The sequence below is a fragment of the Azospirillum brasilense genome (assembly GCF_022023855.1).
Classification (GTDB): Bacteria; Pseudomonadota; Alphaproteobacteria; order Azospirillales; family Azospirillaceae; genus Azospirillum; species Azospirillum brasilense_F.
On record NZ_CP059452.1, the window covers coordinates 648923 to 669339 of the forward strand.

Annotated in this window: 16 protein-coding genes; 11 read left to right on the forward strand and 5 right to left on the reverse strand. The window is 70.2% G+C overall.

Translation table 11 applies throughout. The annotated features are described in order from the left end of the window. Positions 1-14 precede the first annotated feature (14 nt). Genes H1Q64_RS29320 through H1Q64_RS29350 form a run of 7 tightly spaced genes read left to right on the forward strand, consistent with a single transcriptional unit; the run spans position 15 to position 9732 of the window. A complete protein-coding gene (locus tag H1Q64_RS29320) occupies positions 15-1079 on the forward strand; it encodes a patatin-like phospholipase family protein (RefSeq protein WP_237907393.1) in 1065 nt (354 codons plus the stop codon). Further along, entirely contained in the window at positions 1076-2257 is a 1182-nt protein-coding gene (gene alr, locus H1Q64_RS29325; RefSeq protein WP_237907394.1) for an alanine racemase, read from the forward strand. Before H1Q64_RS29320 ends, alr begins: the two co-directional genes overlap by 4 nt. After that, positions 2254-3456, forward strand: coding sequence for an ABC transporter substrate binding protein (locus H1Q64_RS29330; protein ID WP_237907395.1), 1203 nt, complete (start codon positions 2254-2256; stop codon positions 3454-3456). The genes alr and H1Q64_RS29330 overlap by 4 nt, the downstream gene beginning before the upstream one ends. Positions 3457-3458: 2 nt before the next feature. Continuing rightward, positions 3459-5966, forward strand: a complete 2508-nt coding sequence (locus tag H1Q64_RS29335) for an MFS transporter (RefSeq protein ID WP_237907396.1) — start codon at positions 3459-3461, stop codon at positions 5964-5966. Further along, positions 5963-6490: a GNAT family N-acetyltransferase gene (locus H1Q64_RS29340; RefSeq protein ID WP_237907397.1), complete on the forward strand. Its 528-nt coding sequence runs from the start codon at positions 5963-5965 to the stop codon at positions 6488-6490. Before H1Q64_RS29335 ends, H1Q64_RS29340 begins: the two co-directional genes overlap by 4 nt. Positions 6491-6534: 44 nt before the next feature. Beyond that, the gene (locus H1Q64_RS29345) at positions 6535-8676 is read left to right on the forward strand and encodes an adenylate/guanylate cyclase domain-containing protein (protein WP_237907398.1); all 2142 of its coding nucleotides are present in this window, start codon (positions 6535-6537) and stop codon (positions 8674-8676) included. Positions 8677-8691: 15 nt separating this feature from the next. Next, on the forward strand, positions 8692-9732 hold the full coding sequence (locus tag H1Q64_RS29350; protein ID WP_237907399.1) for a DctP family TRAP transporter solute-binding subunit: 1041 nt from the start codon (positions 8692-8694) through the stop codon (positions 9730-9732). 22 nt (positions 9733-9754) lie between these two features. On the opposite strand, the gene H1Q64_RS29355 is transcribed toward H1Q64_RS29350, so the two are convergent. After that, positions 9755-10303: a hypothetical protein gene (locus tag H1Q64_RS29355; protein WP_237907400.1), complete on the reverse strand. Its 549-nt coding sequence runs from the start codon at positions 10301-10303 to the stop codon at positions 9755-9757. 144 nt (positions 10304-10447) lie between these two features. Further along, positions 10448-11302, reverse strand: coding sequence for a helix-turn-helix domain-containing protein (locus tag H1Q64_RS29360; protein ID WP_237907401.1), 855 nt, complete (start codon positions 11300-11302; stop codon positions 10448-10450). A gap of 774 nt (positions 11303-12076) precedes the next feature. Between H1Q64_RS29360 and H1Q64_RS29365 the strand changes: the two genes are divergently transcribed. Then, a complete protein-coding gene (locus tag H1Q64_RS29365) occupies positions 12077-13309 on the forward strand; it encodes a plasmid replication protein (RefSeq protein WP_237907402.1) in 1233 nt (410 codons plus the stop codon). Positions 13310-13330: 21 nt separating this feature from the next. On the opposite strand, the gene H1Q64_RS29370 is transcribed toward H1Q64_RS29365, so the two are convergent. From H1Q64_RS29370 to H1Q64_RS29380, 3 genes are all read right to left on the reverse strand, one after another. After that, positions 13331-13786 carry a MarR family winged helix-turn-helix transcriptional regulator gene (locus H1Q64_RS29370; protein WP_237907403.1) on the reverse strand — a complete coding sequence of 152 codons (456 nt, stop codon included), beginning with the start codon at positions 13784-13786 and terminating at the stop codon, positions 13331-13333. Between the two features lie 126 nt (positions 13787-13912). Continuing rightward, positions 13913-14332, reverse strand: a complete 420-nt coding sequence (locus H1Q64_RS29375) for an organic hydroperoxide resistance protein (protein ID WP_237907404.1) — start codon at positions 14330-14332, stop codon at positions 13913-13915. Between the two features lie 182 nt (positions 14333-14514). Then, positions 14515-15198, reverse strand: a complete 684-nt coding sequence (locus H1Q64_RS29380) for a lysozyme inhibitor LprI family protein (RefSeq protein WP_237907405.1) — start codon at positions 15196-15198, stop codon at positions 14515-14517. Positions 15199-15659: 461 nt separating this feature from the next. Between H1Q64_RS29380 and H1Q64_RS29385 the strand changes: the two genes are divergently transcribed. The 3 genes from H1Q64_RS29385 to H1Q64_RS29395 all read left to right on the forward strand — a co-directional run bounded on the left by H1Q64_RS29385 (position 15660) and on the right by H1Q64_RS29395 (position 20388). Next, on the forward strand, positions 15660-15830 hold the full coding sequence (locus H1Q64_RS29385) for an RSP_7527 family protein (protein ID WP_237907406.1): 171 nt from the start codon (positions 15660-15662) through the stop codon (positions 15828-15830). A gap of 156 nt (positions 15831-15986) precedes the next feature. Further along, on the forward strand, positions 15987-17054 hold the full coding sequence (locus tag H1Q64_RS29390; RefSeq protein WP_237907407.1) for an HD domain-containing phosphohydrolase: 1068 nt from the start codon (positions 15987-15989) through the stop codon (positions 17052-17054). Between the two features lie 13 nt (positions 17055-17067). Continuing rightward, positions 17068-20388, forward strand: coding sequence for a PAS domain S-box protein (locus H1Q64_RS29395; protein WP_237907408.1), 3321 nt, complete (start codon positions 17068-17070; stop codon positions 20386-20388). The last annotated feature ends 29 nt before the right edge of the window (positions 20389-20417 follow it).

The following is a 20417-nucleotide window of genomic DNA, read 5'->3' on the forward strand; positions in this document are numbered from 1 at the left end:
GACCGGAGCCATTCATGCCCGACCAGACCATGCCCGCCCCCGCCGTCCAACCCGCCAACCGGAAGGGCGCCAAGCCGATCAACCTCGCGCTCCAGGGGGGTGGCGCCCACGGTTCCTTCACCTGGGGGGTGATCGACCGCATCCTGGAGGACGGGCGCCTGACCATCGACGGCATCGTCGGGACCAGCGCCGGCGCCATGAACTGCGCCGTCACCGCCTATGGCCTGACCATCGGCGGTCCTGAGGGCGCGCGGAGCAAGCTGCGCGAATTCTGGCGCCGCATCTCCGACGAGGCAAAGAAGGGGCCGCTCCAGCCGACCCCGTTCGACAAGATGTTCAGCAAGGGGAACATGGACTTCTCCCCGCTCTGGCAGATGTTCGACGCGCTGTCGCGCATGATGTCGCCGTACGAGTTGAACCCGATGAACATGAACCCGCTGCGCGACGTGCTGTCGGACGTGGTGGATTTCAAACGGCTGCGCAAGGCGCCGGCCTGCAAGACCTTCATCGCGGCGACCGACGTCTGCGCCGGCCGGCTGAAGGTGTTCGGTCCGAAGGACATCTCGGTGGACGCGGTCCTCGCCTCGGCCTGCCTGCCCTTTCTGTTCCAGGCGGTGCAGGTCGGCAACGCCTTCTACTGGGACGGCGGCTATTCCGGCAACCCGCCGCTGTTCCCGCTGATCGACCAGTGCGACAGCCGCGACATCCTGATCGTCCAGATCAACCCGGTCCGCGTGCCGGTGCCGCCGCGCACCGCCCGCGAGATCATGGACCGCGTCAACACGCTCAGCTTCAACTCCAGCATGATGCGCGAGCTGCGTGTCGTCGACTTCGTCTCCAAGCTGATCGACTCCGGCGAACTCAGCCCGGAGAAGCACAAGAAGATGCACATCCACACCGTCGACGCCGAAGAGGTCGTGGAGAAGCTGGGCGTCACCAGCAAGCTGAACGCCGACTGGGACTTTCTGATGTACATGTTCGAAACGGGCCGCCATAAGGCCGATGAGTTCCTGGATCAGCACTTCGACAAGATCGGCAGGGAATCCTCGACCGACATCAGCGCGAAGTTCCTTGCATGACGGGAACGCGGACGGGCCGGCGGGGCAGCACCACCGCCTGGGCGGACATCGATCTGCACGGCCTCGGCCGGAATCTGGAACGGTTGCGCCGCGGCCTTCCTCCCGGCCAAGCCGTCTTCGGCGTGGTGAAGGCGGACGCCTACGGCCACGGCGCCGGACCGGTCGGGCGAGCGCTCCAGCGGTTCGGGATCGACGGGCTGGTGGTGGCCGACATGGGCGAGGGCATCACCCTGCGGCGGGCCGGGGTCACGGCCCCTATCCTCGTCATCGACCCGCCGCTGCAAAGCCAGCTTCGGTTGCCCGCCCTGCACCGGCTGGGCGCCACCGTTACCAGCGCGGCGGAGGCGCGGGCGCTCGCCACCGCCGCCAACCGCGCCGGCCGGACGGTCGACGTGCATGTCCGGGTGAACATCGGCTTCGCCGGCTTCGGCGCGCCACGGACGGACCTGCCCGATGTGCTGACTGCGGTCGCCGCAGCGCCGGCTCTGCGGCTGGAGGGACTCTACACCCACCTGTCCGGCGCCTACGGCCCCTATGAGGATGGCGGCGTGGCGGAGTTGGAGCGGTTCGGCGAGGCGATCGACACGGCACGGTCCACCGGCCTGCTTCCGCCGCTGATCCACGCGCTCAGCAGCCCGGCTCTCGACCGACCCCTCCTAACCGACGCCGCGGCGCGCATCGGCTGTACCGCGGTGCGTTGCGGCGCCGCTCTGTTCGGCATCCGCATGGTGGGTGGAGAGGGATCGGCTTCCCTCGCTCCGGTGATGAGCGTGAAGGCCCGCGTCACCCGTGTGACGGCGCTGGAGCCGGGAGACGTCGCCGATTACGCCGCCGCCAGCGCGGCGCCCCGGCGCACGCGGGTGGCGGTCGTGCCCTTCGGCTTCTCCGACGGTCACCACCTGCACCGGCTGGCCGGCGGGGTCCTGTTGATCCGCGGATGCCCGGCGCCGGTCCTGGGCCGCCCCTTCATGAGCAGCCTGCTGGCCGACCTTACGGACGTCCCCGGCGTCCAGCCGGGCGACGAGGCGGTCCTGATCGGGCGGCAGGGCGATCACCGGATCACCGTGGAGGACATCGCGGCACGGTCCGGGCTGCGCCCCAGCGCAATCCCGCTTCTCGGGCCGCGGGTCGTCCGTCGCTACCGGTCGAGCGCCGCAAGGGAGGACCAAACGGAATGAGCCCCGCCGCCCCGCCGTTCGACTATCGAGCCCTTGCGGACAAAACCGGAGCCGCGGCGATCACCCGCCGCGGCTGGATGGCCGGCGCCGCTGCCGCCAGCCTCGGCGCCCTCTGCCCGTCGCCGGCGGTCCCGGCCGCCCCCCGCCCGCTCCCGTCGGTCCGGGACGTGCCGCGGCGCTGGCGTGTCGGCTACGCGGAATCCATGCCCTACGGCAATTACGCCGCGACGCTCGCCGCCATCCTCGGCGAGTTGGAGCGGATGGGCTGGACCGGCGGCCTGAGCGGCATGCCCTACCGTCCGGGGCAGACCGACACCGCCACCCTGTGGTCCTGGCTGGCCGCCCGTGCCGGCAGCCCGGTTCTCGACTTCGTCGCCGATGCCCACACCACCAACCTGACGCCCGACGGTGCCGCCACGCTGGTGAGACGTCTGCAGGATCCGGGCGACATCGACCTGATGATCGTCATGGGAACGGTCGCCGGCGTCGCCCTGGCGACCGACGCCCACCGGGTGCCGGTCCTCACCTTCTCCTGCACCAACCCGGTCGCCGCCGGGATCGTCGCGTCGGAGGCCGACACCGGGCGCGACCATGTGTGGGCGCATCTCGACCCGCGGCGGTTCCAGCGCCAGCTGGCCATTTTCCACAGGACCTTCCGGTTCCAGCGTCTGGGCATCGCCTACGACGACAGCCCGACGGGGCGGGCCATCGCCTCGCTGCCCGACATCGAGGCGTCGGCCGAGCGGCTCGGCTTCGCGCTGGTGCGGCGGCACGTCCGCGCGCCGATCGACCACCTCGACCAATACCGCTACGAGGTCGATCTGACCGCTGCCTGGGACGGGCTGTCGCGCGACGCGGATGCCGTCTACATCACCTACGGGCGCTGGCCGCTGGACCGTTTCACCTCGCTGGCCCGGCCCTTTCTGAAACAGCGCATCCCGACCTTCTCGCAGCTCGGCCCCGAGGAGGTGGAGCGCGGCGCGCTGATGAGCATCGCCCGCGCCGACATGGCGGGCATCGGCCATTTCGGCGCCGCCACCCTCGCCCGCGTCATGGCCGGCGAGCCGCTGCGCCACCTGCCGCAGGTCTATTTCGACACGCCCTCCATCGCCTGGAATGCGGCGACCGCGGCGGCCATCGGCTACCGCATCCCCTTTCCGGCGCTGCTGGCGGCGGATTCACTGCACGGAGTGCTCTAGCCATGGCCTCACCCGGCGCCCCGTCCGGCCGCTCCGGCCCCCTCCGCGCCTTTCTGGTGTCCGTGGTTCTGGTGGGAGTGACTCTGGCCTTCAGCCTGAGCATCAATCTCGGCTCCTTCCGCCAGAACCACGCGGGCACGCTGATGGCCGCCTTTGCGGTGGTCGGCGGCAAGACCGTGGAGAACGTCCAGGACGCGCTGGGCTACGGCAAGCCGTTGGACGACTTCTACGGGCTGGAGGCGATCCTCGACCAGCTCGCCGCCAATCTGCCCTGGGCGCGGGGGATAGGGGTGGCGGTGACGGACGGGCGCATCGTCGCCACCGCCAGGGGACGGCCCGTAGAGCCGATGGCGGAGGCCACCCTGCGCGGCGCCCGCGCCGAGTTGGAGCGGCGGCCCCACTGGTTCCGGCACGACGCCGACCGCGGGGCCTACTTCCTCTATCTGCCGATCCGCAATCCCGGCGAGGCCGAGCGGGACGGACGGACGGCGGACGCCCCCGCCGGTTTCCTGATCATCCAGTCCGACAGCGCCAGGGTCGACGACCGGGTGGAGGAATTCCGCGACAGCACCCTGCCGCAACTGCTGTGGACGGGGCTGGGGACGGTCGGCTTCCTCGGCCTGACGGGCCTTGCCATGGCCTTCGGTCTGCGCCGCGCGTCGGAGGGCCGCCGGGTCCGGCTGGAACGCCTGCGTCGGCTGCTGGCTCTCGGCGCGATGCTGGCCGCCCAGACCGCGGCGGCGGCGGAATGCTACACGCTGATTTCCACCGCCCATCTGGAGGCCGCCGAACAGGCGACCCAGATCGTCGCGCGGATGATCCGCAACGACGTCGAGTTGGTGGTCCGGCGCGGGCTGGACTATGGGGCGCTGGCCGGGGTGGACGGCTATTTCGAGCGCATCCGCGCCAGCATGCCCACCCTGCAATCCATCGAACTGGCCGTGCCCGGCGCAAGCCCGCCGGCGCACGATGGCCGTCACATGGTGACCGGCGTTCCCTTCCTGTCGGACATGCCGGACGTGACGCTGCGCTGGCCGCTCGCCCAGGACCGCGGCGGCGAGTCGCGCGAGCTGGTGGCCGTGGTGGACGGCGACCGGGTTGCCGCCCAACTGACCGAGTTCGGGCTGGACATGGCGACCATCCTCGTCACCTCGCTGCTGTTCATGTTCGAGATGGATCGTGCGCTCGGCGGGCGGACGCGGATGGTCCATCGTTCGGGCGACGGGCGCGCCGCGGCGGGTGAGACCGGCGATTTCGCCGGCTTCATCCGCTTTTCGGCCTTTCTGATGTATTTGGGCGCCTTTCTGCCGGTGTCCTTCGTCCCGCTGCTGATGACCAGCTTCGGTAGGGAGCCCTTTCCCTTTCTGTCACCGTCCCAGATCGCCGCGGCGCCGCTGACGGCGGAGATGCTGTGCGGGGTCGCCGCGGCGCTGGCCGCCGGACGGCTGACCGGGCGTCTCGGCTGGCGGGCGGTCTCACTGACCGGCTTCGCCGCTGCGGGGGCGGGAATGGCGCTGGCCGCCGTGGCGGTGATGACCGCCGACCCGATTCTGTTCATCCTGGCCCGCGGGCTGAGCGGGGCGGGCAGCATGGCCGGGCTCATCGCCGCGAACGCCCTGATCGGGCGGCTGCGCGGGGTTTCGGATGGTTCCGCTCTGCAACCCGGCCTGTTTGCCGGCATGTACGCCGGGGTGAATTGCGGGGCCGTTTCGGGCGCCCTGCTCTCCACCACCTACGGAGCGGTGACGGTGTTCGCCGCAGGCGCTCTGATCCCGTTGGCAGGGCTATTCTACACCGCTTTCGGCATTCCCCGCCTGCCCGGAACCGTCCCGCCGGACGCGCACTGCGCGCCCGCGGCCGTTCCCTCGCCCGGCAGCGCGACGGTCCACCCGCGGCGACGGCGTATCAAGGTGCCGCTGTTCCTGGCGCTGATCTCCCTGCCCACCGCGGTGGCGGCGATGTTCCTGCCCTTCTATCTGCCGCTGTTCATCGCGGATCTCGGCCTGTCGTCGGCGACGGTGGGCCGCGCCTACCTGCTGCACGGCCTGTGCGTCGTTCTGGCCGGGCCGCTGCTGACCCGGATGGCGGCGCGGCGCCTGCCGATTCCGGGGGTGACGCTGCTGTCGGCGGCGATGATCGCCGGGGCGCTGGCGCTGTTCGGTCTCCAGGCGTCGCTGTGGACGGCCTTCGCCACCGTGTTCGCGATCGGCTTGGCGGAGAGCTTCGGCCTGTCCGCCCAGATGCGCCATGTCGAGCTGCTGGCGGCGCGCGAGGCGCGGCGCCGCGATTCCGTGCTCGCCCTGCACGTCAACACCCGCAAGCTGGGACAGGCCGCCGGGCCGTTGCTGTTCGGCACGCTGGCCGCCGCCGTCCCGCTGGGCGCCGGCCCGGAGGGGGTGGGCGTGATCGGCGGGCTTCTGGCCGGCAGCCTGCTGCTCTTCGCCCTGCTGACGTGGCGGCGGACCGTCCCGCACCGCACGGCGCGCCAGCGGACGAAGGGCCGGCAATGACCGGCCTGCGCTTCGCCCTGCTGGCGCCGGACGCGCTGGGCGCCGTCCTGGCGCTGCAGCGGGAGGCCTGCGGCCCGCTGATGCACCCGCTTGGCGAGGCTGAACTGTTAGAGATGCTGGCCGGGCCGCACAGGGGCCATGGAGCGGTGCTCGGCGCGCTGACCGACAGCGCGCTCGCCGCCTTCCTCGCCGTGCAGTTTCCCGGTCGGGCCGCCCACAATCTGGGCCGCGACTACGGCCTTCCCGACGGGGACCTCCACCGGGCGCTGCACTTCACCGGCATCCTCGTGCACCCGGACCGGCGCGGACAGGGTCTGCACCGGCGCCTGATCGAAACCGCCGCCCAAGGGGTGCTGCCGCCGGACCGGCACCGCTACTGGTTCGCCACCGTCCGGCCCGAGAACACTGCCAGCGTGCGCGGAATGCTGTCGGTCGGCATGCATGTCTTCGCGCGCAAGCCCAAGCACGACGGCCACGACCGCCTTCTCTTCGTCCGCGACCTGTCCGCCCCGGCCGGCGGCTGAGGCTCCCCTTGTCACCGCTCCTTTGGCCCTCCGGAGACCGCCCGATGTCCCAAACGCCGTACCGGATACGCCTGCGCGTGGGAATCGCGCTGGCCTTTCTGCTGACGACGGTGCCGCTGATCGCGGTGATGCTCAGCTACCTCTATCATGAGAACTCCCGCACCGCGCTGGAGGTGGCGTCCCAGTCGATCGCGCGCACCACCCAGAGCGTCACCAACGACCTGAACGGGCTGGTCAGCCCGGTGGCCCGCGTCGCCGAGGCGATGGCCGGGTTCGGGCGGATCGACCGGAACGGGCTGCGCCGCATCGAATCGCTGCGCTACTTCTCCGACGCCCTGGCCACCCTGCCACAGCTCGCCTCGCTCTATGTCGGCTTCGCCGGCGACGGCGCCTTCTTCCAGATGGCCCGGCTGGCCCCCGACGGCGGGCGTTTCGGCCCCGCCACCCCGCCGCCGGGCAGCGCGCTCGCCCTGCGCATGCAGGATTCCAGTTCGGGCCGGTTCGCCGACTCCTATTTCTATCTGCGCTCCTGGGGGCAGGTCACCGGTGTGGAGCGGGTGGAGGCGACGGAGGACCCGCGCGCCGCCCCCTGGTACGTGGCAGCGCAAAAGGCCGGGTCGGCGGTGATGTCCGACGCCTTCGTCCTGTCGGCGACCGGGCGCCCGGTGGTCACCGTCTCCTACCGGATGGCCACCGACGACGGGGTGCCCATCGGCACCATCGGGGCCGACGTCTCGCTGGACCGGCTGGCGGCCCGGCTGGACGCCCTGCGCATCGGACCGTCCGGGGCGGTGTTCGTGATCGACGGCAACGGGCGGGTGATCTGCCACAATCGGGCCGACCTGCTGGTCGGCGGCGGCGGCGCGGCGGCGGCGCTTCACACCACCGCATCCTTTCCCGACCCGGTGCTGGCCGAGGCGGTGGAGCGCCGCAACAGCGGGGCCGGCGACCGCTTCATCGCCCCGCTGGGGCCGCAGGGCCGCGACTACATCGTCGAATTCGCGACCCTGGCCGACGGAATCGGCAGCGGATGGACCGTCGGCGTGGCGGTGGAGGTGGACGAGTTCGTCGGCTCGCTGCGCCGCGCCACCTACCGCATCGTCGTGATCGGCGCCGGGCTGCTGGCGGTGTCGGTCCTGCTGCTGCTGTGGCTGTCGCACCGGCTGACCCGTCCGATGCAGGACATCGTGTCGGAGACCAAGCGCATCCGCCATTTCGACCTGACCGGCCGCTTCGCCGTCCGCACCCGCGTGCAGGAGGTGGCGGAGCTGGCCGGCGCCGTGGAGGCCATGAAGGGCGGGCTGCGCCGCTTCGGCGCCTATGTCCCCAAGTCGCTGGTGCGCGACATCATCGTGACCGGCGACGGCGGCGAGCTGGGCGGCGAGACGCGCCCCCTCAGCATCCTGTTCAGCGACATCGCCGGCTTCACCGCGACCAGCGAAGCCATGCCGCCGCAGCAGGTCCTGGACCGGCTGACCACCTATTTCGAACGGATGACCGCCTGCATCCACGGTCATGGCGGCACGGTGGACAAGTTCATCGGCGACGCCATCATGGCCTTCTGGAACGCCCCGCGCCCCGACCCGGACCATGCGGAGCACGCCTGCCTCGCCGCTCTCGGCTGCCTGTCGGTCAACCGCGCCATCAACGACGCCTGCCTCGCCGCCGGCATGCCGCCGATGCCGACCCGGTTCGGCCTGCATCTGGGCGAGGTGGTGGTGGGCAACGTCGGTTCCTCCGACCGCATGCAGTACACGGCGCTGGGCTCCCACGTGAACCTCGCCTCGCGCATCGAGGGGCTGAACAAGGTCTACGGCACCAGCATCCTGGTCACCGGGGCGGTGGAGCACGCGGTGCGCGGGCGCTTCCTGTTCCGACCCGTCGATCTCGCCGTGCCCTCGGGCCTGTCGGCGCCGATCGAGCTGTTCGAGCTGGTCGGCGCGCTCGCCCCGCATTCGGCCTTCGCCCGCCCGCCGGAGACTCACGACCTCTGCCACCAGTGGCACGTCGCCGTCTCGCTCTACCGCGGCCGGCGCTGGTCGGCAGCGCTGGACCTGCTGCGGCCGCTGGCCGACGAGCCGGAGGTGGCGGCGCTGGCCCGGCTCTACATCGCGCGCTGCGAGCGGCTGATCGCCGACCCGCCCGGCGACGGCTGGGACCCCGCCGAGCATTTCAAATCCAAGTAGCCGGAAGAGGACGCGATGAAAAGCAGATGGACGGCGCGGCTGATGGCCGCCTGCACGGTACTGGCGCTGGCGCTCGCCGCCGCCGGGGTGTCCGCCGAGACGGTCATCAAGCTGGCCCACCCCAACCGCAACGACGCCTTCGACAACACCGCCGGAGCCATGGCGATCGTCTTCAAGAACCATGTCGAGGTGGCGACCGAGAAGCGCGTGCGGGTGGAGATCTTTCCCGAAGGCCAGATGGGCCGCGATGGCGACGCGGTGAAGCTGGTCCGCCAGGGGACCATCCAGTCGGCCATCTCCTCGGTCGGTGGGGTGGCGCCGCTCTACCCGATGCTGGCGGTCATCGACCTGCCCTTCGCCTATTCCTCGGTCGCCAACGCCTATGACGTCTTCGACGGCCCCTTCGGCCACCGGCTGGCCGAGGAGATCCGGCGCAAGGCGGGCCTCGCCGTGCTGGGCTTCGGCGATCCGGGCGGGCTGTTCACCATCACCAACTCCAAGCGCCCGATCCGCCTGCCGGAGGACATGAAGGGGCTGAAGATCCGCACCATGGATCTGGAGACGCACCGCACCATGATCGGCAGCCTGGGCGGCACGCCGGTCAACGTCGCCTGGTCGGACCTCTACAACGCGCTGGGCACCGGCGCGGTGGACGGCCAGATGAATCCGGTGCCGATCGTCCGCTTCGCCCGCTTCGACGAGGTCCAGCGCCACCTGACGCTGAGCAACCACCTGTTCCTCCCCTATGTCTGGGTGATGAACGCCAAGTTCCTGGACGAGCTCGCCCCCAGCGACCGCGCGGCCGTGATGAACGGCGCCCGTCTGGGCGTCGTCGCCAGCCGTGGCCTCAGCCGCCTGATCGAATCCTCGGACCGCGGCCTGCCGCCGCTGGCGCAGCGCATGGAGGTCCACACGCTGACCCCGCGCGAGGCGGAGGCGTTCCGCAAGGTGACCCAGCCCGCGGTGCGGCAGGCCATTGAGCGGCGGTTCGGTGCCGAGGGGGTCGAGATGCTGGCCGCCTTCGAACGGGCGATCCGCGAGGAGCGGACGCCGTAAGCAGCGCAGCCGGCCGGTCAGCTCATCCCATCCGCCGGACCGCTCCCCCGGCCAGCGCGCGCAGCCGGCCGGCGCGGCCGTGGCCGGTTTCCTCACCCGCCCCGTCTCCGGACGCGCTTCCCGCCGCCGCGATCACCGACAGCCGCCGCGCTAGTGCCCATTCCGGCGCGCAGGCCTCCTCGCACAGCCCCCGCATCTCCGCGATGGACGGGCGCCATTTCTGCGTGCGACGCCAGGTCCGCGCCGCCGCGTCGACCGCCCAGGCCGGGAATTCCCCCAGATCCTCCGCCCAGTCGAGCGCGACCAGATGCTCCACCTCCGGCGCGGTTCCCTTGGCCGGGTAGTGGCTGAGCAGGGCGAGGACGCGGGCGAGCAGATGGTCGGGCGAGGCCGGGGCCAGGATGGTGCCGGTCAGCTCGTCGAGCGCCCGCCGCGCCATCAGCGCCTGCTGGGCGGTTACCCCGTCGGGCGGGTTCCACTCCTCCGTCACACCGTCGAATCCGCGATCGCCAAAGCGCGGGCGGCGCTCCAGCCGTCCGGAGCCGAGGACATCCCGGAGGGGGGCCGGCAAGGCTGAAACCAGCGCGACATGGCGCTCGGCCGCGGGGGCGGACGGGTCGAAGGCCGGTAGTGGACGGGTCGGCAAAGGAGTCACGACCGATGGGCTTGGCCCCCTGGGCGGGGCGGAACGCGGCTGTGCGGCCATGGTGTGTCCTTACCTCCAGACGGGTTTGCGGGCTTGCGGGCCGTGGTCTTGGGCCGCGTTGAGCTTCGCCGCGGCGGCCATCCAGGCGCCGAGTTTCTGTTCGGGAACGGGGACGTTGGATGCCGGCCTTGCGGGGGTGCCGGGCGCCGTCGGCCGGAGCATCGGCGCCTTGCCGGCGGCGGCGTCCTGCGTCAGCCAGGCTTTCCAGGCGGCCCCGGTGTCGCGGTAGCGATAGCCGTGGGCTTGGCAGCGCAGGCGGAATCCTTCGGCGTGGCGGTCGAGATCCACCCCGGCGAAGCGGCGTTCGGCCCAGGCGCGGTCTCCGGCATCGGGCGTCCAGCCGTCCGGCACGGCTTGCGCAGGCCTGCGCGAGGTGTGCGAGTCCGGAGTCTGTTCAGATTCCGGCTGTTTCTGTCGCACTGGCGCACATGGGGAGTCGGCAGGAGCGACATCCTTGGCCGGCGTCTGCACAGGGGGCATCGCGGCTTGGTCACACGCTGCACCGGCCGCCGGAATCGGTCCGTCGACGGCGGCCAGCCGCAGCCGGTACAGGCAGGACAGCCGCCCGCCCGAGGCGGAGCGGCGGGACTCCCTCGCGATCACCCCGGATTCGGCAAGATGGCCGAGGATGCGGTTCACCGTGCTGCGGCTGCGCTTCAACGCGGTGGCGAGAGTCGCCTGGGACGGCCAGCACTCGCCGCGGGCGTTGGCGTAGGTCGCCAGCGCCGCCAGCACGGCCAGACCGTCGGCGTCGATGGCGGGATGGCCGAGCCACCAAGCCGGAATCCGGCCCCACCGCCCGTTGTCCGCGGGCGGGCCGGAGTCCGGCGTGTCGTCCAATGGTGTGTCGTCGCGGGGTGTCATGATGCGGTCTCCGCAAGGCAATCGGGACCGGCTCCGCACGGATTGCGGGCCGGTGGCTTTGCGGATCAGGATTCCCAGTGGCACGCGGCTCTTCAAACCGCGGGCTGTCGCTCCATAGCCGGGCATGGAGCGGTAACCCGCGCCGTTGAAGCCCTGGCCCGCGCTCCTGGAGCCATTGCCCGCTGCTATGGAGCGACAGCCCGCGCTTCATCGCCGAATCGGAATCCTGGAGCGGCAACCCGCGCCCCTGGAGCGATAGCCCGCGCCCTTGGAGCGGGGCGCATGGAGCCACAGGCCGCGGCTGGAACGTCGGAGCATGGAGCAACAGCCCGCGGTTCGGCGGATGATCCTCCGCCCTCCATGGAGCGATAGCCCGCGGGTATGGAGCGATGGCCCGCACCCTGCCCTAATCACCCGCACCCGGTGGTAGGCTGGTGGCGAGCACGGGATGGAGCTTTTGCTCGCGCTTCGCCGGTCCGACCCATGGAGTTCCGACTCGCGGGGAGACTCGCGGTCATGGAGCGATAGCCCGCGCCTTGGTCCGCACCTGCCCCTCGTCGGTGTGGAGCGATTCGCACCGGGGGATTGAGTCGCCGACAGAGTCGAAAGATGTCAACGCCATGCCGGAAAAGCGCGGGCTGTTGCTCCATACCCGCGGGCTATCGCTCCATGGGCGCGGGCAAAGGCTCCATACCGAAGGAGGTTGCCCGTCACGAAGCGGTTGTCAGCGCGCCCCCGCCGCCGCATGGTCATAGCCGGGCAAGGAGGGATTGGATGAGCAAGATCGCGACACCCGGCGCGCTGCAACTGGTTCTGTTCGAGCTGGAGGACCGCTCCCAGTCGCACCTGATCGCGCTGTACGATCTGGCGCCGCGCTATGTCTTCGCCTCGCGCGACGGCGGACGGTCCGCGGAGACCGCCCCCGCGAAGGGCAATTTCGTCGCGTCGATCAAGCGCGAGTTCACCTATCATGGCAGCACCTTCCACCTGACCATTCAGCCCGCCCGTCTGACCAAGATGGTCAACCGCGACATGGTCAGCCGTGACGACGGGACCGCCCAGGGCGACGGCCAGACTGAGATCGAATACGAGGTCTTCCCCGCCGAGCGCGAGCAGGTGGTGGAGCATGTGGTGCGCCGCCTCGCCATGGACCGCTCGCGCCTGTCGCTGGGCGGCGAGAACCGCGACAAGGTCCAGATGCGCTTCACCCTCTACGAGATCCAGCGCGAGCTGAAGGCGGTCGGCCACACCCTGTCGATCCGCGACATCCGCGAATCGCTGACCATCCTGGCGCGCTCGCGCATCATCATCGGCAAGCCGGCGGAGGGAGTGAAGAAGGGCCGCGGGGCCAACCTGCTGGAATCCACGGCCTTCCCGGTGCTGGCCATCCGCTCCCGACCCGACCTGATCGGCGACGAGGGGGGCGACGAGGAAACCCACCTGCAGTTCAACCCGCTGGTCTCCTCGGCCATCCGGAACCTGGAGTTCAAGCCGGTCAGCTACCAATGGCTGATGCGGCTGAAGAGCCCGGTCTCGCGCTGGCTCTACAACCGTCTGAGCGCCGAGTACGACTATTCGGGGGCGGAGGCGCCGGGCGATCTGGGCGCCAGGGCAATGACTCTGTCGGCGGACGAGATCATCAAGAACAGCGGCATGAATGTGTGGAGCCGCCGCCGCGACACGCTGCGCGCGGTGACCTCGGCGGTGGACGCCTTGGTCGAGGAAGGCATCCTGACCAGCGCGGAGAAGCTCTACGACAAGGTGGGCGCCCGCATCGAGGGGATCACCTACGTGATGTTGCCCAGCGCCAAGTTCCTCGCCCAGGTGCGCAAAGCGCAGGCGGTGGAGAGCGCCAACGTGGCGGCCATGCGGGCGATCACCGGCGACGACCGCCGGCCCACCGATTTCGTGCCGGTCACTCCCGCCGCGACGGTGGAGACCCGCGCCCGCCGCGCCAAGCGGCTGACCGAGGAGCCGCCGCGTCTGCCAATGGCCGAGGCCGGCTGACGAGAGCCCCCGCGGCCGGGTTCAATCCCGGTCGGCGGCGGTGTTCAGCGAGTCGCGCAAGCTCAGGAGCGCGTCGCGCAGACCGGCGAGGTCGGGCAGCGGACAGTTCGCCGCCGCCGCGATGTGCTCCGGCAGCGCCGTCGCCCGGTCCCGCAGCGCGGTGCCTTGCGGAGTCAGGTGGATGCGTACCAGACGCTCGTCCGCCGGGTCGCGCCCGCGGGTGACCAGCCCCTGCCCTTCCAGCCGTTTCAGCAGCGGGGTCAGCGTGCCGCTGTCGAGCAGCAGCCGCTCCCCCAGCGCCTTCATGGTCTGGCCGTCCTGTTCCCAGAGGAGGAGCATGACCAGATACTGCGGGTAGGTCAGCTCCAGCGCCTCCAACAGCGGGCGGTACACCCGCGTCATCGCCAGATTCGCCGAATAGAGGGCGAAGCAGGCTTGGTTGGCCAGAAGCAGCGGGTTGTCGTTCTCGGTGCTCATCGTTCGGGAGTTCCCAGCCAGGGACGCGTCACGGGCCTGTTGCGCGCGACCCCATAGCGCATGGGGATATGGCACGCAACACGCCCGCGAGCATGAAACCCTGTTATGCGCCCGGTGATGCGCCCTTTACGCGATGGCCGTGTTCACCGTGATGTTGCCCTTGGTCGCGTGGCTGTAAGGGCAGACCTTGTGGGCGCGGGCCACCAGATCCTCGGCCGCCGCCTTGTCCAGGCCGGGCAGCGACACGGTGAGGTCCACCGCGATGCCGAAGCCCTCGCCGTCGTCGCGCGGGCCGATGCCGACCTGGGCGGTCACCGTCACGTCCGCCGGAACGGTGATCTTGTCGCGGTTGCCGACGAACTTCATGGCGCCGAGGAAGCAGGCCGAATAGCCGGCGGCGAACAGCTGCTCGGGGTTGGTGGCGCCGCCCTTGCCGCCCAGTTCCTTCGGAGCGGCCAGCGCCACCGACAGCAGGCCGTCGTCGGTCTCCGCCTTGCCGTCACGCCCGCCGGTGGCCGTCGCCTTGGTCGTGTAGAGAATCTTCATTGCGTGCACTCCTTCGAACAGATGGATCGCTTCGATCGGGGAAGCGGGTTGCCGCTTGTTGTCGAGAAGGACTATCACGCAAAATTGAATTGCGCGCAATATGATTGACTATGCGCAATTGAATTGTGCGCAATGCATCGTCGGAATGGCGTCGCGGCACGCGCTTCGCAAGGCGGAGCGGATCAGGAAGCGCGCCGATAGGTCCAGATGAAGCTGCCGTTGTGGCCGCACCAGTAGCCGCTGGCGGCGCGGTTGGGCTCCAGGTCGGGGATGATGACCTCGCCGTCCTCCTCGGCGACCAAGATCAGGCCGCCGCCCTCCGCGTCCGGTGTGCCGACCGTCAGCCGTCCCTGGTCGTCCAGCCGCCCGATGCCGGAAAAGTCGCACACCCAGCGTCCCGCCGTGGGGTCGGCGCCGCTGACGCTGACGGCGATGGTCCCGTTGCGCAGGGCGATGGCGGCGATACCTATGAACCCCTCATGGTCGAAGTGGCCAACATAGCGACCGACGGGCGACGGCGGTGTGGCCGGATCGGTGCGGAAGGACAGGACCACCACCCGCCCGTCATAAGCGCGGCGCAGGCAGGCCATGTCGGCGCCGCAGGAGTCGCGCTCGCGCAGCCACGCCCGCTGGTCGGCCCTCACGGCGGCGCCGGCGGTGCCCTCCTCCGGGCTGGCGCCCGACAGCCGTTCCAGGGCGGCGCGGTAGGTCGCGGCCAGCCGCTCGTCCAGAGCGGAGAGCGCCGGATCGGCGCAGATGGCCTTTTCCGTCGGGGTGGCGGCCTTGGAGCAGGGAAAGCCCGCCGCTGCGGCGGTGGCGGTCGGCAGCGCCAGGAGAGCAAGGGCGAGCAGCGCTGGGCGAAGCATGCGGGTTCCCCTTCGACGGAATCCCCTTCCTTCGAGGGGCGGGTCTCGACTCTGCCGCAGCGGTGGAGCGCGGTCAACCCGTCCTCGGCGATCATCCAGTCCGGTGCGTTCCTGTCAGGTCGCGAAGGCAGGAAATCCGCGCTTCGCAGCGCTGTTGAAGTCTCTACTGTCGCAGCGCTGCGATGAAGTCTTTTAACAGCGCTGCGAAGACTTGTGTTGTTGAGTGATGATGCTCCCTTTTATTCTTGGTTGTGCGCTGCATCATAGTAATGGAAGCCATGCGTTATCGGCGCGTCGTCTTTCAGGGTGGTGGTGTCAATATATCCAGGCAGGCAGCACCGCCCCTCCGCCGGCATCGCGCAGGCCCCTTCCACGGCCAGCCGCCGACCCCGGCGCCCGAGCGGCACCGCCAGAGACATTCCCATCGAACCGCGGCCCTCGATGCCGCCATGAGGACAGCCATGAACGCCGACAACTTTGCGAACCCCCTGTCGTCTACGGAACTGCGCAACATCCGCCGCCAAGCGGAAGCCCTGCGGGCCGCCTACCTGCGCAGCCTGTTCCGCCGTCTGGCTGCGGCCTTCAGCCGTCCGGGCGCTGCGACCAACGGCGGTCTGACCGCCGCCCGCTGAGGCGCACCCGACACCACAGGTCCCCTGCACGCGGCCGGACGGTCCGGCCGCGACTTTTTCGCCCTGATGCATCCAATTTTAGCAAGATTCGTTAAGATCTTGCCGTGTATCATTTTCTAATGATACCCGAAATGGTGATTCGAGACGGGCGCAAAAATGCAGGTTGTAATCGTCGATGACGATCCTTCCACGCTGTTCATCACCAGCGCGGTCATCCGGCGGATCGACGACGCGGAGCCCGTCGGCATGGGCAGTCCGCTGGAGGCTCTGGATTGGCTGGCCGCTAACACGCCCGACCTGATCCTGATCGACCATGTCATGCCGGACCTCGACGGCATGGACGTGCTGGAGCGCATCCGCGCCCAGCGGCATCTCGCCGACGTTCCGGTGGTGATGATCACCGCCGACACGTCGGTGAAGCTGCGGGTGGCCGCCCTTGAAAGCGGCTGCACCGATTTCCTGACCAAACCCATCATCGTGCCGGAGCTGCTCGCCCGTGCGCAGAACCTTCTGCGCCTGCGGCTGGGCCAGCGGATGATGCGCGATCAGGCCGCCGTCCTGCGCAGCCGGGTGGAGGAAGCGACTGCCCAGCTCCGCCAGCAGGCGCAGGAACTGGTGGCCCGCCTCGCCCGTGCCGCCGAGTACCGCGATCCGGAAACCGGCCTGCACATCGAACGGATGGCCAACTACTCGCGCGTCATCGCCGAAAGGCTCGGGCTCGACCCGAATGACTGCGCCCGGCTGGCCGAGGCCGCGCCGATGCACGACATCGGCAAGATCGGCATTCCCGACGCCATCCTGCTGAAGCCCGGCCGGCTGACCGGCAGCGAAATGCGGGTGATGCGCGAGCATCCGGCGATCGGCCACGCCGTTCTCCAGGGCAGCGAGCATCCGCTCATCTGCGAGGCCGCGGAGATCGCGCTCGGCCATCACGAGAAGTACGACGGCACCGGCTACCCCAAGGGCCTGCGGGGGGAGGAGATTCCGCTGGCCTGTCGCATCGTCGCCATCGCCGACGTGTTCGACGCGCTGACCACCGCCCGCCCTTACAAGACGCCCTGGCCGCTCGACACCGCGAAGGCCTACATCGTCGAGCACAGCGGCACCCATTTCGACCCGGCCTGCGTCGACGCCTTCCTGCGCGCCTGGACGTCCATCCTCGCCATCCACGACGCCCATCCCGACCCGGATTTCACCGGGACGGACGGCGCCGCGTTCCGCTAGACGGGAGGGCGCGATGCCGGACACAGCCGTTTCCCTTCCCCTGCCCGAGCACGGCCACCGCGCCTACGCGTTCCGGTCCAAGGCGCTGGTCTCCGGGGTGTGGATGGCCACGCTCCTGCTGACCGCGGCGGCCTGGACCGCGGCTTTCTACCTGACGGAGCGCGACCAGCGCGACGCGCTCCAGCGGGCCGAGCGCGACACCGGCAACCTGGCGCACATCATCGCGGAACAGACCACACGGGCCATCGCCGGGACCGACCGCATCCTGTCCTTCATCGGCTATGATCTGTACCGACTGGGCAGCCAGAGCCCGCTGCTGCGCGACGTGATGCGGAATGCGACGCTGGATTCGGACCTGCTGCTCCAGCTCGCCTACGCGGATGGCAAAGGCGACCTGATCCAGACCAGCGTGGACAACGCCCCGGCCCGGGTGAATCTGGCCGACCGCGAGCATTTCCGCGTGCACAAGGAGGGCACGGTCGACGGGCTGTTCATCAGCCGGCCGGTCTTCGGGCGGGCGTCGGGCAAATGGTCGATCCAGCTCAGCCGCAAGGTCGACGCCCCGGACGGTGGGTTCGGCGGGATGATCGTCGCCTCGCTCGATCCCTTCTATTTCGGGCGCACCTTCGACAATCTGGATGTCGGCCATGACGGAGTCATCTCCATCATCGGCCGCGACGGCATCCTGCGCGCGCGCAGCGTCATGGACGACCGCATCATCGGATTGGCTCTCGGCATGTCGCCGATCCTCCGGCAGGCGCAGGAAAAGACGCAAGGCTTCCTGCGTTCGGTCAGTCCCGTCGACGGGGTGGCCCGCCTGACCAGCTTCCGCAGCCTTCCGCACTACCCGCTGATCGTCAGCGCGGGCTTCGGCGAGGCGGAGTTCATGGCCGAAACCTGGGCGCGGCAGCGCGCCTACTCCGTCGGGGCCAGCCTGACCACCGCCCTGCTGTTCGTCCTGGCCGCGTTGGTGACGTGGCAGAGCCGCGCCCAGGAGCGATCCCATGCCACGCTGGACGAGGCGGCGCGGCATCTGCGCGCCAGCAAGACGAAGCTGCGCGACATCGCGGAGACGGCGTCCGACTGGTTCTGGGAGATGGACGCCGATCTGTGCTTTGCCGGCGTGTCCGGCGCCTACGCCGGCTCGATCCGCGATCCGGAGCTGTACCGCGGTCGGCGCTGCGAGGACATCGCCCAGCGCGAAGCCGGCGACGGCGTCCATTGGGAGGAACACCGCCGCACCCTGGAGGACCGGCAGCCCTTCCGCGATTTCGAATTCGCGGTCCGCGGACCGGACGGCGACACCCGCATCTGGTCGCTCAGCGGCAAGCCCGTCTTCGACGACCAGGGCGCCTTCGCCGGTTACCGCGGCTCCGGCTCCGACGTGACGGAACGGCGGCGGGCGGAACGGTCGCTGAGCGACAGCGAGCGGCGCTACCGCGCCATGTTCGCCGCGGTCGGCCAGCCCATCGTCGTCACCGACCAGAACGCCGTGATCACCGGCTTCAACCCGGCGGCGGAATCCCTCTTCGGCTTCCGGGAGGCGGAGATGATCGGGCGGAACGTCAGCGCCCTGATGCCGGACGGGCACGCCGGCAACCATGACCGCCTGTTCCGGGATTACCAGTCCAGCGGCCGCGGCAGCCCGAGCGGCATGATCCGCGAGGTGCCGGTCCGGCGCGCCGACGGCACGCTGTTGCCAACCGAGATCGCCCTGTCGAGCTGGCGCGGCGGCGGGCGGGAGCATTTCATCGGCGTCTTCCACGACCTGTCCAAGGCCAAGCAGATCGAGGCCGACCTGCGCCGCGCCCGCGACAGCGCCGAACACGCCAACCGGATGAAGAGCGAGTTCCTGGCGACCATCAGCCACGAGATCCGCACGCCGATGAACGGCGTCCTGGGCACGCTGACCCTGCTGGACGACGACGGGCTGAAACCGGAGGAGCGGCGTCTGGCCGGCGTCGCCCGCCGTTCGGCGGAAAGCCTGCTGCGGCTGCTCGACGACATCCTGGACTTCTCAAAGCTGGAGGCCGGGCGGATCGCCATCGAGGAGGAGACCTGCGCGCCCGCCGACCTCGCGGAGGCGGTGATGGCGGTGTTCAATCCGTCGGCGACGGACAAGGGGCTGACCCTGTCCTGCCATATGCTGCCTGGCGTGCCGGAGGCGGTGGTCACCGATCCGGCCCGCCTGCGGCAGATCCTGTTCAATCTGGTCGGCAACGCAGTGAAGTTCACCGGTACCGGCCATGTGGCCGTGCGCGCCCGCCGCGGCGCCGACCTGCCGGACGGGCGCTTCCTCCTGGAGTTCGAGGTGGAGGACAGCGGCATCGGCATCGCCGCCGAGTCCATCCCGTCGCTGTTCGACCGCTTCACCCAGGCCGACAGCTCCATCACCCGCCGCTACGGTGGCACCGGTCTGGGGCTGGCGATCTGCAAGGAACTGTGCGGGCTGCTCGGCGGGACGATTTCCGTCTCCAGCGTGCCGGGCAAGGGAAGCCTGTTCCAATTCTCGGTCGCCTGCGCGCTGGGCGATCCGGCGGCGCTGCGCCACGCCGCGGAGGCGCCGCCGGCCGCCCCCCTGCCCCCTTTGCGGGTCCTGGCGGTGGACGACAACGCGGTGAACCGCGACATCGTGCGCGGGTTGCTGGTGCGCGGCGGGCACAGCGTTGTCACCGCCATGGATGGGGACGAGGCGGTCCGCAGCGTGGAGCGGGCGGAGGAGCCCTTCGACGTGGTTCTGATGGACATCCAGATGCCGGGAATGGACGGGCTGACCGCCACCCGCCTGATCCGCGCCTTGCCGGCGCCGCGCAACGGGGTGCCGGTGATCGCGCTGACCGCCCACGCCTCGGGCAGTTCGCTTCCGGAATGCATGGCGTCGGGCATGAACGGGTTCGTGCCGAAGCCCTTGCGTTCGGCGGCGCTCGACGCGGCGATCCGCGCGGTCATCGACAGTTCGGCTGACAAGGCGGTTGACGAGCCGGTTGACGAGGCGGTCCGGGAAAGCGCTCCGGTGGCGGAGTTGCTGGACCGAGAACAGGTGGACAGCGTTGCCGAGGCACTCGGTCCGGAGTTCTGGCCCGAGGCCTTGGAGGGCTTTTCCCGCACCGCGCGGGAGCAGGTGGCGCAGATCAGCGCCGCCCTGGCCGCCGGTGACGAGCACCGCCGCGCCGCCCACACGCTCAAGGGGCTGTCCTGGAACATGGGGGCGAAGCGGCTGGGCGACCTTGCGCTGGCGCTGGAAAAAGCCCCGCCCGACGAGGCCCTGGCCCTGGCCGGAAGCCTGGAAGGCGTGCTAAAGGACAGCGTCGAGGCATTGTCCGGACCCTTGTGAGGGTAAGGGCAGTGCCTCGGGCCTGTCCC

Bases quoted from the DNA above. Each gene is read 5' to 3' on its own strand.
- H1Q64_RS29320 (WP_237907393.1), top strand. From the start codon at position 15: ATGCCCGACCAGACCATGCCCGCCCCCGCCGTCCAACCCGCCAACCGG.
- alr (WP_237907394.1), top strand. From the start codon at position 1,076: ATGACGGGAACGCGGACGGGCCGGCGGGGCAGCACCACCGCCTGGGCG.
- H1Q64_RS29330 (WP_237907395.1), top strand. From the start codon at position 2,254: ATGAGCCCCGCCGCCCCGCCGTTCGACTATCGAGCCCTTGCGGACAAA.
- H1Q64_RS29335 (WP_237907396.1), top strand. From the start codon at position 3,459: ATGGCCTCACCCGGCGCCCCGTCCGGCCGCTCCGGCCCCCTCCGCGCC.
- H1Q64_RS29340 (WP_237907397.1), top strand. From the start codon at position 5,963: ATGACCGGCCTGCGCTTCGCCCTGCTGGCGCCGGACGCGCTGGGCGCC.
- H1Q64_RS29345 (WP_237907398.1), top strand. From the start codon at position 6,535: ATGTCCCAAACGCCGTACCGGATACGCCTGCGCGTGGGAATCGCGCTG.
- H1Q64_RS29350 (WP_237907399.1), top strand. From the start codon at position 8,692: ATGAAAAGCAGATGGACGGCGCGGCTGATGGCCGCCTGCACGGTACTG.
- H1Q64_RS29360 (WP_237907401.1), bottom strand. From the start codon at position 11,302: ATGACACCCCGCGACGACACACCATTGGACGACACGCCGGACTCCGGC.
- H1Q64_RS29365 (WP_237907402.1), top strand. From the start codon at position 12,077: ATGAGCAAGATCGCGACACCCGGCGCGCTGCAACTGGTTCTGTTCGAG.
- H1Q64_RS29370 (WP_237907403.1), bottom strand. From the start codon at position 13,786: ATGAGCACCGAGAACGACAACCCGCTGCTTCTGGCCAACCAAGCCTGC.
- H1Q64_RS29375 (WP_237907404.1), bottom strand. From the start codon at position 14,332: ATGAAGATTCTCTACACGACCAAGGCGACGGCCACCGGCGGGCGTGAC.
- H1Q64_RS29380 (WP_237907405.1), bottom strand. From the start codon at position 15,198: ATGCTTCGCCCAGCGCTGCTCGCCCTTGCTCTCCTGGCGCTGCCGACC.
- H1Q64_RS29385 (WP_237907406.1), top strand. From the start codon at position 15,660: ATGAACGCCGACAACTTTGCGAACCCCCTGTCGTCTACGGAACTGCGC.
- H1Q64_RS29390 (WP_237907407.1), top strand. From the start codon at position 15,987: ATGCAGGTTGTAATCGTCGATGACGATCCTTCCACGCTGTTCATCACC.
- H1Q64_RS29395 (WP_237907408.1), top strand. From the start codon at position 17,068: ATGCCGGACACAGCCGTTTCCCTTCCCCTGCCCGAGCACGGCCACCGC.